We start from the raw sequence: 16,735 nt of genomic DNA on the forward strand, positions 1-16,735 counted from the left end.
TCAACTATAGATCGCGACTTCGATTTGTTTCACTGACTCTTGCTTCGTTTACCAATTCCCCATGTTCTGGCTACCGCCTCTAAATCTATTTCTTCGATGCATAACTCTCCAGGCTTAGGAGGTATAACTGAGTGGTTTTCCATTTCCTCACTATCTGTTTTCTCTGCGGTCACGCTTTTAGACGGATCATTATCGGAAATATCACTTATGATTGTATTTTCAGGTAACCTTAGATGTTTAGCAGAAACTCCCTTTGAAGCACTGATCACTAAGTGTTTAGACGCCTCCATTTTCGCCTTTTGCTTTTTAAGGTTACGATTTAACTTTTTATCTTCCTCTTGTATCTCTTCTATTTCACGTATAGCTTTACCCACATGCGTATTATCAAAAGCATTCAACTCACTATGATGCTTGTTATCCCAATATTCGAGTACTTCAGGAAGGATGGGGTAATTCTTATCAATATTTAATCGCCCCAAGCCTCCATCTTTAATATCAGCCTGAACATAGCGATTGTTCCCTTCGTCCCGAATGTAAATAGTTCTCATATCTGAACCAAAACGAACCATAACCTTTATACTTTTTCCGTTTTTATCTAAATCTCTTCTTAATTTATTAAGTTCTTCACTGTAAAAAAAATGCCCCATGAGTTTTATTCCTCTTGGGCTAATCACGCGAATTGCAGTTTTTGTAGAGAACAGCAATTCTAAATACTCCCGGCTATAAGGTATTGACGGATGAATATGATTCTCCAAGAGCCCTTGTTTCCACAATTGTTCTGGCACTCCCTGGATGTTCTCACCTCGATTAAAATTATTAGCAATTCTATCTACGATGGTGATATGAGCAATATGAAGTAAACTCGTCAAACTTACCGTTGCTTTTGCTTTGGAATCATACGCTCCCTTTTCTTGGGGATTAGAAAACATACTTCCTGACAGGCCCTGAAATGCCTTATGGTTAATATTCCCCAGTGCTTGCTCCACCTTCCCTTTCTGATTACCAGCACCAATGCCTGTATATCTCACGCCTATACCTAAAAAACTACATATTTCTTCTAAGTTCCTTGATTCATTCACTTTTGCATTATCCAAAACAATAGTTTGTGGTACGCCATATGCTGACCATTCCTTTTGTACTCGAGGGTACAACTCTTTAAGATAAGTTTTAGGCAGAATACAATTTAACAGCAGTTGCAAAAAATCTCCTACATCAGGCTCCTTCTTCATGATGATATGGAGCCCCATAGGCTCATTCGTAGCTTGATCTATTCCAAACATCAGTACTGGACGAAACGCTTCATTATTTTCAAAATCTTTAATTAGACAATCAACCGGTGTCCAATCGATTTCAAGTTCTTCCAGTGGCAACGTTGCCCGTTGTGGGGTCTGAACTCCTTTATGTTTGAGCATGGCATTTGCATGTCCCATGAGTTCTTTATCTCGTAAAAGTGTATTCACATGTTGCTTGTAAATTCGTCGGAAAGTAGATTCAGATGACAACTTGAGTTTATCTTTCTCTTCCCTCATCATATTTATATCTTCAACGATACTTTTCAAATCCATGTACTGATCACGAACAGTGAATGTCTCTGATTTTTTTTCATATTTATTTATAATTTTATATATTTCTGAGAGTTCATCATCATCGATACGTTTACTTTTCGGCCCTGTTCTTTTTGGAATTAGATCTATTTTATTATTTCTCTTGGACCATAATTTAGCCCAACGATAGATTGAGGCTTCAGATAACTTTTGAATTCGCTTTAATTCAGATGGAAAATTCTCAATATAAGATTTAAAATCAGAATTTTTCAGTTCTCCTTTGATATAGGGTTCAATCGCTTGATAACGTATGTTCATGATTTTGAGTTCACTCTCTGTATAATCTTCCGGAACATAATCTATGACTAGTTGTTCACTAGTATATTCGGAAAATATCAGTCTTGATTTAGGATCTTTAGAGTTGTAGGCAACCAATATTTCCTGCATCGGCAGCAGCTCTTTTTCACCAATCGTTATATTTAAAACTTCAACATCACTTTCTCTTTGTGCGAGATACTCATACTCTGTTGATCCAATACGAAAACGAGTACCATACGTAAAATGAGTAAACATTCAGGTTCACCTCAACAGGGAGTAATCATTTATTATTTCATGAATTAAATCGACTTTAATATATTGCTCGTATACCAAGTAGTGTAAATGAAAATAGAAAGAGGTATTCTCTAGTTGATTGCATCGTTCTCTGAAGGAAATAAGTTCCATCTCATCGCAACTATTAAATTCGTCTAACAGATATTTGATAATCTCAGAATCTACCTCTTGAAGTTTAACTCGCCTTAATATGGATAAATTTTGTTGTAGCTCACCAGGTCTAATTTCTCTCTCGGTGAACACTTGATACAACCATCCTTTCTCTTCACAATACTTCCTACCTACTTCGAACTTGATTTGATTTTTTGGTTCAGTTAAGAAATCAAATGGCTTGACTTCAATAATTAGTATCTGTCCATTTGTAAGGATCACTTTGAAATCAGGAAAATATCGAAGCTTCTTTCCGTTTGACATGTAATGTATACAAAGTGGTTGATGATAAATTTCTCGCACATCCACATCAAAATCAGCCAAACGTATATAATCACGCTCTAAAAAGCTATCCCAGTGTACCATCAAACCAGAACTAAAGAATGGCTCTTTTCCTCTATATCCTTTAATCTTGGCCTTAATATTCCTAGCCGGAATATACAATGATCTATGCCTCCTTTACTTGTCTCCTGTACAATAATAAAAAAACAGCCAAGGTTGTTAGACTTTCCCCGGCTGCATGTCTCTCGATGTATGAATATTTTTTTCAATTCGATCTGTAATGTACCTTGTGATCTCTGGAGCCCAACTACACAAATAAGATTGTTTGACACCAAGATGTTCATAAATATCCTTTGACTTAAGAATTAGAGTTTTCCTCACAAAGTCTTGGCTTTCAATTAAACGATCTATCTCAGCGATTAATTGTTCTTTACGCTTTTCTAATCTCTTAGTCTTCTGTAAAATCTTCGCTTTTTCGTACTCCCTATAACCATTTTGCCAGTGCTGGAGTGTAGAGCGAGATATTCCCATATGCTTAGCTAATTTGGTTAGAGTTATCGTCTCATCCTTATCCAAAAGTCTCTTGGTGAAAAGAGTCAATTGGGGCAGTTGTGTAAGATAAGCTGATCGTGTGGTAGCTCCTCGCTTCTTCAGATGACAAGTTCTTAATATTTCAAGATGATATCTATATACCAAATAATGATTTACCGATTTCCAGCAATCCCAGCTTTTAATCTGATTTAGCTTGGTGCCTTTTTTTATTGCTTGTATAAAACGCTCTAATAAGTCCTCTTCAATCATTGGAGGAGAGTCTTTTACTAACCTTGTTTGAAAATAAGCCCATGCTTTACTAGATATCGAACTTGCTTGACCTGGTTTGTGTTCTAACACCTGTTTCAGTTCACATGACCTTATCCATTCAAAGGCTTCTATAAATCCATCCCTTTCAAGCTGATTGAAGTGTTCGTCAAAGTAATACGTACACCCACATCCATTGCAAAATAAGTAGTTCTTTTGAACAGAACCATTTTTGAGCTTTTTATATTGCGTGCCAGTCCGTTTTAATTCCTTGTTAAAATTATAGTATTTGCACCAAGATGCTAAGCACACTGCATCGTTGGTGTGCCCCTTAGAGCTGGATAACAAATTCAAACTAAATTGATCAGGGATAACAAACGATAGAAAGGACTGCATGTCTATTTCACACTTGTACAATATGTCTAACAGTTTCTTAAGATGAAAGCTCCTTCGATAGTTTAACGTACCACGAGCCAATTGCAATAACTCTTGATGATTCACTTTATATTCTATACAAGCCTCTCTTAAGACCCGTTGCTTACTGGTGCTCTCAATCCAATAAGCAACTCTATGTGCAATATCATTGGGAGTATAATACGTAGTACTCGGTTTCAATAAAAACTCCCATTGTGAAGTCATCCAATCCTGCTGAAGACTTGTTTCCTTATTTTTTATAATATGGCTTTTTGCTTCACCAAGATACATATGACATAAAGGGCATTGACAATTTGATTGTATCCTATTTACTTCAATAGTGCCACCACAGTAGCCACATGTCCCATTTAATTCACAATGATGTTTTGTGCATACGTTAATACCCTCTAATCTCCAAGTTAACCGAACATAATTATCCTTGGATATACAAATTGGACAATAGTAAAGTATTCTCCTCGTAAATCCTTTCATGAAACGGGAATAGGATTCTCTTTCACTATGACTAAACTTTGAAAAAGCGTAGTAATATGTCATTTGTAATAATCGCTCTTCCGTTTGCTGAGTGCGTTCAGCAAGAGCTTTAATATTAAGTGTCACATGAGGGTAAAGATCAATAAGATAAAATCGATCAGTTCTCAATGTGTATCTTGTATTTTTCACATCCATGGCCAGATCAATCAAAGAAACCTCGTTCGCTTTAGCAGTTCTACTCAAGTAACTCAACAAAGACTCATTGTGATTTGGCTTTAATCGTATAAGATACACCCACTCACTCCCATCTACATCATTTCGCAGGAATGACTTCAGAAATTAAATCTTGGGCAAGCATTCGAGAGCCACTTATCCCTTTAAGATACTTTAGTGGACCTTCTGCAGACCATTCTGTATTCTTCATTTTTTTCACACTCTTCTCTATGAAGGCGTAATCCATCTTGCCCTTTTGTCGGTTAGTAGCTTCCTTCAGAATCTCTGCACCTACAATTGCCAAGGCATTGAGGCAAACAATATGCGTTAAACGATATTCTTTATAACTAAGCCATTCTGTATTGAATTGTTCTTTTATAGCATTAAAATACATCAGGCTCCACGTTAGTTTAGTTTCTTTATTTACATGAGTTAGAGCTTCTGACTTTGTCAATAATTCAATCACTTTATACAGATTCTGGAGGGTGACATGACGACCAGAACTGCGCTTTCCAGTTAGTGTACCTATAAAGTGAAAGGGACTATCTCCACGCGTTATCAGTTGCGTTGCGATCCAGCTATATTCATCCGTATTTCGATGAAGATACTTGCTTAGTGAAGTTCCTATCCCTTTCGCCATTGTATTGATAATGTCGAACAAATGGACCTCTTCGTCTTCATCTAGGTAGTGAAAAGCCAAGAATGGAACATTGATTTCAGAGTTCGTATCCTGAGTGTATCGTTTTATTCCGCCCACTCGATGCTGGCCATCCATTATTGATGCTTTCCCCTTACAAATCAGCCTGCCTAAGTGTGGTCTAGCTTTGTCATATGCGCTGAACTCCCAATGAGATTCAGCATTAAGCATGATTGGAGCAAAGAGTGCATCCTCTCCCTTCGAAAGATACAAGGCAAAGTCATTACACCTTTTACTATCTACCGGTCGTTGATACCCTTTTCCTGAAGGATGATCAAAAGGTTTTACATACGTGATTTGTAATACAGAAGTAGCAGAAACATTGCCTAAATAGGAAACTTTACCTCGCATTTTAGATTGCAGTACATTCTCAATCACATGTTGTTGTGTCATAGATGTTATTCTCCTTATTGTCATATGCTATTTTTATTTTAGGATATATAACACCTATTTTCAAATGGAATTAAGTAGTTAAACATTCTTCATTCCCATAGCCAAGTTACCTACTCTTGAATAGAGGTGGATTAAATGTCCAACATATTCTTAAGCGTAGGGAAAAAAATTCGCTTATATCGAAAGGCGAGCAAATTGACCCAGGAAGAATTAGGAGAACAACTACAAATAGATTATTCGTATCTGGGAAGAATTGAACGTGGGGAAGTTAATATCACATTAGAAACTTTAAGTAAGATAGCTAATGCTCTCCATATTGCACCTTCGCAACTGTTAGAGGATGACAGGTATTATTCGAAGGATAAAACTAAAATCGAGATTCTAGAGAAAATCGATACAGCCCTATTCTCCTTATCTAGTAAAGAACTTGAAGTTCTCCATCGTTTAATAAAAGATGCGCTTATGTTCAAAAAATTATAAATACATCAACTGAAAATAAAAAAGGCACCTCCACACCTCTTAGAAAAATGGAGGTTAGGGAGATGCTTTTTTTATTTTTTAGAGATCCTCCGATAAGCTTAATGTTCTTTCACAAACATCACATTTCACCTGAATTACAAGGCCAATACCCGTTGGAATAAAAGTATAAGCAAACTTTGCCCCGGTTACATCAACAGGTTTGCACGAATCCCAATCATTCAATTTTCTAACCATTTCATCTGTTATTCTGAATTTAAGCACAACCCCACCATCTTCTTATCTCCAATTCTCTAGATATTCATACGATCTTGCATTTGATATAAGACATTTTCTAATGTTTCTATTAAGCCATTCCGCTTTTGTCCATGTTTATCAAAAACTGCTTTACGCATAGCAGCTTGTACATGATTTATTACAGAGATACTCATAACAAGAATTAAGGACACAATCAAAACAACAAAAAAGATTGAGACATTCAATGTCAATTTAGCACTTTCTGAATTTTGAACAAAATAGGGCACATTTGCTTCTAAGTTAAAAAAACTATAGATCTGCAAAAGAAGTTGTGTAACGTTGGGGATAGATATCGCCAAAATAATACTCGGGGCTACTAACGGTGGTATTTTGGCTTTTTCTTCATCTTTATAAAAGTCGTCTATTAACTTTTCTATTTTCCATCGCTCATATAAACCATGTTCTATAAGGTACTCTGTAATTATATGTATTCTAATTTCGAGAGTGTAGTCGTCCCATGTTTTTGGTGTAGAGGAAATACCGTATTGTTTTTTTAGTATTCTCATTGATTTCACATCAAACATTTTACTAAATAGAATAACAGAACCTACACATACTAGAATTAGAATCCACATAATGATGTAAGAAGTTAAATTTTGAAGAAGAAAATAAGCGGGTATAACACTGATTAATAATAATATGGTAAAAATGATGTAGCTATAAAAGAATTTGTGATATAGATTCATGTGCACGTAAATGAGGGCGTAATTTGAAGCACAGTCTTTGTAGTATTTGAATAACTTATTTTTCACATAGTTTCCTCCATTGTAGACGTATCTTGTTAAATCATATAAGAGCATGTTGATAACATAACGATGAGCAATGAGATTATCTCCCTTGCTCTTTCAATATAATTGTCAGATACCAAGATTTCACTAACGGCTTCTTCTTGCGCATCCAAAGTACATATATGTATAACATTATCAAATTTATCAGAAACTATTATTTGTCCAAGGTAGTCTCAACTTTATAGCTCTCTATGTCATCTATAATTTTTCTAAAGTGATCTAAGCCACTTTCATCATCAAAACTGAATGATACATGAGCTGTCCTTTTCATAATAGAAAAAACCTAAGCTCTCGTAATAAAATTCATCCACAGTGCTGTTGAGAGAGTTACTTCAACGAAGCCAGCTACATAAGACCCGACTTCGTAAGGAATGAATACATTCACAACTCCCTCATTGTAAAAATATTTATTGGATCTATTGTTAATGGGAAGATTTAAGAGCTCATATATGTGCTTTTTAATTAATTTAAATTTCGCTAAATTTTGTGATCGAGTTCACGTTTGAAGATACTGCAATTTATACGTTAATTGATTTTCAATTTTAAAAGTAATCTCATTTTTTTCAATACCATTTAATTTAATCTTGTTATTTTCGTACCAATATTCGGAAGGGTATTGATGTACCAGTAAATCATTTTTAAATATCATTAAATTTATCGGTTCAGATGTAATTTTAATAAATCTTAGTACAAGTATACTAGTTGGTATTTCCCACAATTCAGAGAATAGAGAAAGCAAATCTAAATGAATTTTGGTTATCGTTTTTAAAGTTCTTTCTTTTTCTGATCCTTCTGGTATTAAAATTAGACCTGCAAACTGCTCAATCTCTATATTTATCTTATCAACATGATTGACGACAGAATCATTTATCTCTGAATCAAGCATTAGAAAACGTGCTATCTCCCGAGCTAATACAACTTTTTCATGATAAGTCCCATTTTGCTCAACATTTAAAACTATAACTCCCCTATTTGCAGTTTTATTTTTATAAGTAAAGCCCTCTATGTTAATAGGTAACTCTAAATAAATAACTACGATTCCTAACTCATAACAAAGTTCAAAAGGTTCTTTCATTGCATTAACATCAACCTTTTTACGAAGTACATCAGTTACTGTCTCTATCGATACCCCAATAAAATCTTTTAATAAGCCATTACTTTCGTAAATGTAAGCTTCAATTAGCTCCATCAAAGTCTCTTGAGTCATTTCATCAAAAAGCATAGATAAGAAACTACTATATGCATTACGAATAAAGTACTGTTTATATTCAAAGATATAACTTTGATTGGAAGACATCTTTTTAACTAATGAATAAAAATAATGACCTAATGGATTAGGATTGACCATTGAAGCCTTTATAAAGGTATTTAAATACCTTTTGTACAGTTCGTTTTTGTTATGCACTTTGAATAAGAGTATCGTTAAAAAATACTTAGTAGAAATTTTTAACTTAGTATTAATAAGTGCATCTGATATGGTATGAAAAAAAGTGGGAGGAAATTCTTTGAAGTCAATTTCCGCACAAATATATTCATTCAAACTTTTTATTGAGGATTTGGTCCATTTACTATCTATCAAATCTTCAACTACCTCAAACGAATAGTTAGAATTCTCAGTTGACATTTTCTTCATGACACTTTTTATTTTATTAAAGGATTCAGGAAAATTCTCATCATATTTTTCTTCTATATCTTCTATATCATCATTAAATATAGAAAGCTGATGAACTTTTTCACTTTCTAGTGCGACCTCTTGTTTTTTTGTAAGAGTGAATTCAATTGGTAGGATTTCTTCACCATACAACAGAAAATTAGGTATATTAGGAGGCATTAGTACAAACTTATCATCTTTTAAAGATACTAACTCCTCTCTAAGTTCCATCAAAAGTCTACCCAGACAATTTACCCCTCTTAGCATATCTCCTTCGGGTTTAGCACCCCAAAAAGCATCTTTATTTGATTCTTCAACTATTGGCAGTCTCCCAGTTTCTAAGAGAAGTGAGCTAAACTTAGCCCAATTTTGAAACAACTTAACTCTTAAACACCATCTCATTATTTGAACTCGAACCTTGTCCCAGTCTTGCCTAGAATTTTTCCTATGAGGCTTGGATCTCATTTTTCCTGTCATAGGACTTCTTTCACGTATAATCTGCCTTTGGACATCCGGCATATGAGGAAATCTACTTGCTTGATAAAGTGCTTCAGAAGTAAGTATCTTATGTTCGCCTATAAAAATAGGGTAGCCTCCAGCCATATTGGAGAGACCACCAAACAACTCGTTTGTTTTTTTAAACACTATTGCATTACGACGTGAATATAGCCTCTCTTTCATAAAATCCCCCCATATATGTACTCATATTATTCTATACAAAAAAACAAAAAAAAGGAACTCGCGTTCCTATTTAATGGGTCATTCGTATGTACTTCTAGGAAAGAGTGGTAACCACTGATTGATTGGATAATTTTTATTTGGATCTCCCCACCAAAGCACCAATGGACAATTGTTTGGAACGTTGCGATATGTTACAAAAATAGAACCAAAACCTAGATTTAGACTTAAATTATAGCCCATTGGCATAAATTTCTTATTAGGATTTTCTGATAGATTAAAAATATGAATCCCTTTTTTCAAGAATGCTTGTTCTACTTTATTTCGAGCTTCCATAGAGCTAAACAAAGTTTCTGTATATGGCTTGTTAGCGTCTCTGAATAAACTGAACTTACCATAGTTACGTTCGCTTCTCCACTCATTTAGATTTTCCAAAAAAGAGTCAACTTCTGGAGTGGAATGATAGGCTGGCCAACAGCATTCATATGTCCCTTTTGCATACTTATCCATTATAATCTTCTTGAATTGCGACACCTTTAGTTCAATATTTTTCCCGCTTAAGTATCCTTTTAATTGGTTATGTCTAAATTCATAATCTGCACTATGAACACCAAAAAAAATAATGTGGAGTGTAGTTCTTGGATTAGCTTTCTCAACCCATTTTTTAATATCATCAGAAACCTTTTTGCCCGTAAAAAAGCAATCATCAATGTATATGTAAGTGTCAACATTATTACTGGTACCACAATCTTCAGTTACGAAACCATATTGTTCTAATAAAACTTCGTCTAAAAGTTCTAATAACTCTCTTTGACTTTGTCCTCCTTCTTGTATATTTAAGAATTGTACTTTTTTATAATTCAATTCAAAGTCCTTAACTACATGCTCTTGTTGATTAACATTAAAAAAACTTACCAAATACTGTTTGGCATCATCTTTTGAAACATAATTTTTTTGCAAAATTGATGCCATTTCTGAAAGAATTACTTCATGATCTTCAGGATCGAACTGGTTAATCCATTGCAAGATTCTCTCTGGAGTCATAATACCTCCTCCTTGATAATCCGCAACCTTATTTGCGATTAGTTGCACATATAAACTATTCGTCGATATGTTCATAAGACCTAAGACCTCCGATCTATTGATTCGCTCATAATATACCATGATATTACATATAAATACAATATATTCTACTAGGTTGTATCTTAAAACCTCGGTCTGAAAGTTGAAGTACGGGAGAACTGAGCGCTAATGAACTTGTGACTTGTTATTCATGTTTTTAAGCAACCGAAGAAGGATATAGAATCTGCTTCCCCCAGTTCCGGAATAAGGGTGTTTGTTTGTAACCTTTTAATCACTCCCTATATTTCTTAGAATTCTTCAATTTTCTCACTTTTTGTTACAATTTAATCATCTTTGTGTTTAGCATCCTTTAGGACAAAGATTTCCTATGAATGAAGACATGCTCTGGCTACACTCTAGTTTATAAATATTCAATTTATACTCTATGTAATCTTTCATTGCGACAATGCAAGCATCCATACCACTTCTCTGGATCATCGTTAACAACTCACTGCGCACTCAACGGTCACTATCGAAACTTGTTATGATTCGATTTTCATTAAGTCGAAAAAGAAAATAACGAAGTGACCGTATTATGCATTCACTATGAAATCAATGTCCTCGATAATATTGAATTAGAGGAGGATTAAGTGGATCATCAGGTGTCATATGCTTTACGAAAAGGCTTTTCTCATCATCAAATTGTGAACTGTACTCTGTATTTATTGGACTATAAAATTCTTTATCAACAATAATTAGTTGTTTACCGGATAACTCGCCAGAATATAATTTATAAATGAGGTTATAGAACCCAGCAAAAATATCTATATTTTCTCTTTCACTAATGTTTTTCATAGGCGTATCAATCATCAGAAATGAGGGGATTTCTATTCCTTTTCTAGCAGCTAGTCGATGTATTGCTAATACATAACAACACTTGAAAATAGTTTTTTTACCTCCACTACCTAAGTTAGCAAACTCTGTTGTGAATAACTCATTATTACCGTATCTCGTTAACCTAGGTATGAAGTCAGTAGTATTTATTTCAATAAAATCATTCGGAGCAATGCCAGGGAATCCAACAATTGAAAGATTCTCAACAAATAGTTTTTTTAATTCTTCGAGATTTGATGCATCCATTTCTGCATTTCGACGTGCTTCAAGTAGTTGTATCTTTAACTTCGTTTCTTCACTTTCTAGTATCTGAACCTCTAGACGAACTTGTTCAACTTTCCTTGGTAAAGGAAGTAAATTTTTTAATTCACTTTTTCTACCTTCATATTCTCCTATATTTCTTTCTAATTCTCTAGCTTTTGCTAAAAATGCAGAGTCATATTCCTTCTCTAGTTCTAAGATTCGTTGGTCTAGTTTGAATTTGCTTTCTGTAAGCACCCCTTTTTCTCTCTCCACTGCAGTGAGCTGCCTCTCAAGCCTTTGAAGAGATTCATTTAATTCCGATTGTCTTACTCTCAAATCAGCTTTTAGTATTTCAACTTCGTCAATATTAGCATTTTCGTTTACTGACTGAAGACAAAGGGGACATGCATTTTCAAGTCCGACTCTCTCCTCTAGGTCTTGACCACACTGCGGGCAGCTACAAAAATTGATTCCATTCAAGAGTTGACGGGAAATATTAGAGCGGCTAACCTTCACTGAGGCGACATTGTATTCATTTTGCAGCTTTTGGCGTCGGTTCACCTGATATTGTAGATCTTTAATTATATTTGTAAACTCATCAATACTCCTCATATAATCTCTTGCTTGTAGTTTATACTTATCAAGTATGTGCCCATTATCAGAAGTATATGTTTCTTTCAGATTTTTAACTTCCGTTTTTTTATTGTGAATTTCTTCTGATATAGCAACCAATTCCAATTCAATTTCTAAGGTATTAGCTATATTGTTTTCACTAAGGAATCTTTCTATTTGTATAGCTGTTTCAAGCAATGTATGTCTTCTTTGTCTTGTTTCATATAGTTTACTCTCAAGTAGCGCTACCTGTTCCTGATGAAATCCTAAAATTAATCTCATAACATCTCGGCTCTTAAGCCGCTTAAAATCATGTTCGTCTCTCCCTAGGTAAAAAAATGAACTATCTATTTCGTCTTGGTCTAAATAGCAGTACCACATTAGATCCCTGAAACTCAATCTGATCAATTCTGTATCTTCCTTTAATTTGCTCTTCCTAACTTTCGGTGGCTCCAAATCAGCTAAAAAGAAAATCAAATCGGATAAGCTTTGAACCTTAGTACCTGGAATTAAGGTGGAAGAATCATTAGCAGGTTTAGTTGGAGCTACAACGCTAAATGCCTCATCTGCATTAACAATCCAACTAACATTTACTTGATTAGATCCTTTATCTCGAGAAACTCCCACTTGTTTTCCATTAATGTATAAGGTCAAATCAGCACCTAAAAATTCCTGCTGCAGAGCTGGAGTTTCAATAAGTTCATTCCCTAAACAAAAATCAATAAGATGAAGTATTGTAGATTTACCAGCTCCCATTTTCCCATAAAAATATGTAATTTTTTCCGAAAAATAATTACTATAGACTCCTTTACGACACCGGACAGTCAAAGTTGATATTTGAATATTCACGTGATCACTTCCTTACAAATGTTTATATAAATTTATGGGATTAAGGATTTCGGATAAAACCGAATCTAGTTTAAGCATCGACAGTTTAGAAAAATTGGTTTTGATGCTCTTACTTTGCTGAATAATTTCACTAAACTCCTGGTATCTTATAATTTTATTGTAGAAATCTTCTCCTTGCTTCGTTAAGCTCAGTTCAATACTATTTCCTTTGCTACTCCAACTTATAAGCGAACGCGATGTTAGCAACACTAACAATCGTCTGAAATCCGAACTCCATGGGCTATAGTTAAAAGCAAGCATCTCAGACTCTATGTTATTCTTTTCAGATTCAGTAATTAGAGCATCCTTTAAACCATTCACAAAATCTAATGCCTTATATAAGGCAGCTGGATACCTAAGAATAAAATCTAATTTCGCCAATTTTGTGATTTGGATGGTTGTCTCTCGTTTTTTCCCAACAATTGTGCTTATCAAAACCAGAAGTCTTACCGTATGTAATTCATCATGGTTTTCGAGGCTTATGACTTTCTCAATTAGAGACATTGACATTTTCAATCCATCCTCCAAGCGGTTCTTTACTAAACGAAATCTTGCAATCGTTCGTCAAAATGCCAACTAACCCTTTTAAAATCTCGTATGGGCATTCGAAAACATCATTCGGTCTGTATCGAGTAATGTCTCTTAACCTATCCTCAATTTCATGAAGCATCTCCGTACCATAAGGGGTGTTCTCTTTTTTCAACCTAGATTTTGCCTCTCTAGATTCATTAATTACAATCCTTTTTATTTGATTAAACTCTTTTAAATATGTGCTTCGATCACTAACCTTATAACTATTTCCTATAAAAAACTCTTCAGCGTCTACTCTTAAATCATCTACCATCTCAATATCTTCTACATCAATAAAACCAGATGCCATTTTATACCTCATCAACTGACTAGAATGCGCTTGGGGAATGTCAGAAAAGTCTGTGCGGGAGCTCAAAAACAAATTAGAGTTGATATTTTCAGAAACTAGCTTCTCTATCATTTGTTTAGTAATTCTTTTGGAGTTAATTTCTTCAGCTACGAGGCTTGGGATTCCACCAGCTAATGCAACGTAATCCTCTACCGCGTTTTCCAATAATTTTGAAGAGGCTTGATGCATTTTCTCACAAAGTCGTCGATGTATAATTCTTAGTTTTTCGATACCAGTACCATGACATTCGGGTAATTTACCCAAATGTTCATCAATAACCTTTGAATCAATGTCATTTAAACCAGGTCCATTCATAAATTCTGTTTTATGAAGAACTTCTAATATAAATTCAACTTCAACATCCTTTTCTGTTGCCATTAGCTGTATGTAATTACTTAGTTCCCTTGGACTAAAGTTTTCTTTTGTCCCATTTTTTACTTGTTTCAATAAATTGATTAAGCTTTTTCCAGTAGAGTCATCTCTACATGGACAATTAGAAATAATTACAAATCTCGAAAAAGAGCCAGGGAACTTTTTGCTGTGATCTACAAATCTTAGTAAACTGCCTTTAATAGCTGCATCATTTAAATCAAAGGCTCCATCCTTCAACTGCTTAGTTTTAATTTGAATTCCGTGGTATGTTCCATCCTCCGCAACAGCGAGAATATCTTCATGATGTTCACAGTATAACTCCTTGTAAGGTAAACGTCCGGCGTACATATTTATTGCAATCAATGTTGTGAATGTATGTTGGTATCGAAATCTTCGTTGGGTTTCATCGCCTGGATCATTTGAAAGATCAGTTACTGGCGTAGACTCTCTAATGTTCCCATCATTATTAATCAAAGTAATTCCCCCAAATCTTATCTACTTTAATAATTTACAACACTTGATACTACAAACTAGATCATAAAAAGAAGAGATTTTGAGAAATAAGCATAAATACAATCAGTTATCTTATTATTTCGCTTTAATTTATTTTCATTTGATTATTTCTACAAATAAGAAACATGGTAATTAGGAATATTGTACCATAAATGAGAAGCTTATTAGCCAATAGAATCTGCATTATACTCTTAGTAGATTTTTATTTTGTATGTTCTTGTGAATAGGGGGAGGAACCTTGCTTTCAACATTTTGAATGATCTCTGGAAATTTCTATTTTCTATTAAATCACTTACCTCAACTTTTTTTCGGATGAGTTCGTTGTCTATTTCACTTGAGTGTGCTAAAATCTTATCCCTGATATTATTTCAATATTTGGAAATTCTAATTATTACTCTTCACTATGCATTCATAATTTGTGGAACAAACTTTTTCATAAAATGCAACAACCGTTTCTTCTATATTGAAGAAACGGTTGTTGTTTCATTACTTTTAAAAACTGACTAGCTGGCAATAACACCTAGCCACATATTTTAATCAATTAATTATTATGTTTCGGTCAAAACATCTTCAAATCTCCATAAAATGTCGCAATCAACACCATGAGACTGTGGCTCTCCAATATCAGGCGAGATTTTCAGTGAGCAATTCAGACACTCAGCACCAATAGATCTGATCCATATACTTACAGGTGCTCCCTCTTTGTCTGTATTAAAGTCAGTTTCTGTACTGACAAGAAGGGTTTCCTTGTTGCAAACAAAGCAAGTAGTAACATCCAGATCATCTAAAGCCGTTATGATAGCATTTGCCCTAGCTTCGATTTGGTCCAAGTCAAAATTCCAGATAGGTATGGTGTAACATGCAAGCCCATAAGCTTTGAAAAAAGCAATACGCTCGTAATCGATTTGGTTTTGACCGGATTTAATTATTTCATTTATCGGGTCTAATGTAGATTTTTTATATTTCCAATAGGATTCAAGTTTATTGTAATCACTGAATTCTAAGCACTTAATTACTAAGGGAAATACATTTTGGGAAATAAACTGATCCAACTCATTTAAACGTAGGAGATACACGCCTTTATGCCAGACACGATTCCTTAACTGGTTTAGATCTACCAAGGTCTGCTTATTATCATTAATAATTTTTGATATGACAGGTATACTGCTGGTGTCACCTTCAAGTTTCATTAAGCTGATTACTCTATTCAGTGAAGTCATAAATTCAGCAGTATTATCACTTGTTAAGTCATGAGGTCTTTTGTTCAAGAGAATATCAAGAATAGTAGCTGAGTTGTCCCCATTTAAGTTTACCTTATAGGCCAGCTTGGGATGAACACTTACTAGTATATCTTTTAATAGTAGCTCAAAAAAATGGTGGAAATGGAATACACATTGCAGATACACTTCCTGGTAATCTGTATTTTCACAGAATAGATCGATACGTTCCTTTGAGTATTCATAAAAGGGATGCTCGTTCTCAACACACATGTCCTTAACTACATGTTTATCCGAGGCTACTTGATATGTTTTAAAATATGACTTAACTGCTATTCTCAACGAAGCAAGTGCCGATTTAGTAACATTCTCTTTGTTCTTGATTTTTCCAATCGTAAGCCCACGTTCTCCAGTCAGTTTAAAGATCGTTATCTCCCCCTCAGGTGCATGCAAAATAGACTCAATAGCATATTCACGAATAAATATACATTTCTCACTAATTATGAAAAAGTTTTCTCATAAATTTTGA

General features: G+C 34.4%; 13 protein-coding genes. 1 reads left to right on the forward strand and 12 read right to left on the reverse strand.

Annotation, left to right across the window (positions count from 1 at the left end; translation table 11 throughout):
• Positions 1-29 precede the first annotated feature (29 nt).
• Genes BLQ13_RS09485 through BLQ13_RS09500 form a run of 4 tightly spaced genes read right to left on the reverse strand, consistent with a single transcriptional unit; the run spans position 30 to position 5,595 of the window.
• Complete coding sequence (locus tag BLQ13_RS09485) at positions 30-2,117, reverse strand: hypothetical protein (RefSeq protein ID WP_090918516.1); 2,088 nt, start codon at positions 2,115-2,117, stop codon at positions 30-32.
• Between the two features lie 6 nt (positions 2,118-2,123).
• Complete coding sequence (locus tag BLQ13_RS09490; protein WP_090918518.1) at positions 2,124-2,750, reverse strand: TnsA endonuclease N-terminal domain-containing protein; 627 nt, start codon at positions 2,748-2,750, stop codon at positions 2,124-2,126.
• A 57-nt stretch (positions 2,751-2,807) separates the two neighbouring features.
• Positions 2,808-4,586: a TniQ family protein gene (locus tag BLQ13_RS09495; protein WP_167375698.1), complete on the reverse strand. Its 1,779-nt coding sequence runs from the start codon at positions 4,584-4,586 to the stop codon at positions 2,808-2,810.
• A gap of 19 nt (positions 4,587-4,605) precedes the next feature.
• Positions 4,606-5,595 carry a DGQHR domain-containing protein gene (locus tag BLQ13_RS09500; RefSeq protein WP_244159268.1) on the reverse strand — a complete coding sequence of 330 codons (990 nt, stop codon included), beginning with the start codon at positions 5,593-5,595 and terminating at the stop codon, positions 4,606-4,608.
• Positions 5,596-5,730: 135 nt separating this feature from the next.
• Between BLQ13_RS09500 and BLQ13_RS09505 the strand changes: the two genes are divergently transcribed.
• On the forward strand, positions 5,731-6,075 hold the full coding sequence (locus tag BLQ13_RS09505) for a helix-turn-helix domain-containing protein (protein WP_090918523.1): 345 nt from the start codon (positions 5,731-5,733) through the stop codon (positions 6,073-6,075).
• A gap of 290 nt (positions 6,076-6,365) precedes the next feature.
• Here BLQ13_RS09505 and BLQ13_RS09510 read toward each other — a convergent pair whose 3' ends face one another.
• The 8 genes from BLQ13_RS09510 to BLQ13_RS09540 form a co-directional block, all read right to left on the reverse strand.
• A complete protein-coding gene (locus BLQ13_RS09510; protein WP_090918525.1) occupies positions 6,366-7,121 on the reverse strand; it encodes a hypothetical protein in 756 nt (251 codons plus the stop codon).
• A gap of 319 nt (positions 7,122-7,440) precedes the next feature.
• Positions 7,441-7,620: a DUF3298 domain-containing protein gene (locus BLQ13_RS29155; RefSeq protein ID WP_139168878.1), complete on the reverse strand. Its 180-nt coding sequence runs from the start codon at positions 7,618-7,620 to the stop codon at positions 7,441-7,443.
• 33 nt (positions 7,621-7,653) lie between these two features.
• On the reverse strand, positions 7,654-9,489 hold the full coding sequence (locus BLQ13_RS09515; protein WP_090918528.1) for an NADAR domain-containing protein: 1,836 nt from the start codon (positions 9,487-9,489) through the stop codon (positions 7,654-7,656).
• A 78-nt stretch (positions 9,490-9,567) separates the two neighbouring features.
• A complete protein-coding gene (locus BLQ13_RS09520; RefSeq protein WP_090918530.1) occupies positions 9,568-10,605 on the reverse strand; it encodes a phosphoribosyltransferase-like protein in 1,038 nt (345 codons plus the stop codon).
• A gap of 555 nt (positions 10,606-11,160) precedes the next feature.
• Complete coding sequence (locus BLQ13_RS09525; protein WP_090918532.1) at positions 11,161-13,146, reverse strand: hypothetical protein; 1,986 nt, start codon at positions 13,144-13,146, stop codon at positions 11,161-11,163.
• 12 nt (positions 13,147-13,158) lie between these two features.
• On the reverse strand, positions 13,159-13,695 hold the full coding sequence (locus BLQ13_RS09530) for a hypothetical protein (protein ID WP_090918534.1): 537 nt from the start codon (positions 13,693-13,695) through the stop codon (positions 13,159-13,161).
• Positions 13,676-14,950: a dsDNA nuclease domain-containing protein gene (locus BLQ13_RS09535; RefSeq protein WP_167375699.1), complete on the reverse strand. Its 1,275-nt coding sequence runs from the start codon at positions 14,948-14,950 to the stop codon at positions 13,676-13,678. The genes BLQ13_RS09530 and BLQ13_RS09535 overlap by 20 nt, the downstream gene beginning before the upstream one ends.
• Positions 14,951-15,537: 587 nt before the next feature.
• Positions 15,538-16,659: a hypothetical protein gene (locus BLQ13_RS09540; protein ID WP_244159269.1), complete on the reverse strand. Its 1,122-nt coding sequence runs from the start codon at positions 16,657-16,659 to the stop codon at positions 15,538-15,540.
• Positions 16,660-16,735: the final 76 nt, after the last annotated feature.

Origin of the sequence: Paenibacillus polysaccharolyticus (assembly GCF_900102085.1) — a bacterium.
Lineage (GTDB): Bacteria > Bacillota > Bacilli > Paenibacillales > Paenibacillaceae > Paenibacillus > Paenibacillus polysaccharolyticus.

Excerpts from the sequence above, each read along its gene's own strand:
- BLQ13_RS09485 (WP_090918516.1), bottom strand. The coding sequence starts at position 2,117 with ATGTTTACTCATTTTACGTATGGTACTCGTTTTCGTATTGGATCAACA.
- BLQ13_RS09500 (WP_244159268.1), bottom strand. The coding sequence starts at position 5,595 with ATGACACAACAACATGTGATTGAGAATGTACTGCAATCTAAAATGCGA.
- BLQ13_RS09505 (WP_090918523.1), top strand. The coding sequence starts at position 5,731 with ATGTCCAACATATTCTTAAGCGTAGGGAAAAAAATTCGCTTATATCGA.
- BLQ13_RS09515 (WP_090918528.1), bottom strand. The coding sequence starts at position 9,489 with ATGAAAGAGAGGCTATATTCACGTCGTAATGCAATAGTGTTTAAAAAA.
- BLQ13_RS09520 (WP_090918530.1), bottom strand. The coding sequence starts at position 10,605 with ATGAACATATCGACGAATAGTTTATATGTGCAACTAATCGCAAATAAG.
- BLQ13_RS09530 (WP_090918534.1), bottom strand. The coding sequence starts at position 13,695 with ATGTCAATGTCTCTAATTGAGAAAGTCATAAGCCTCGAAAACCATGAT.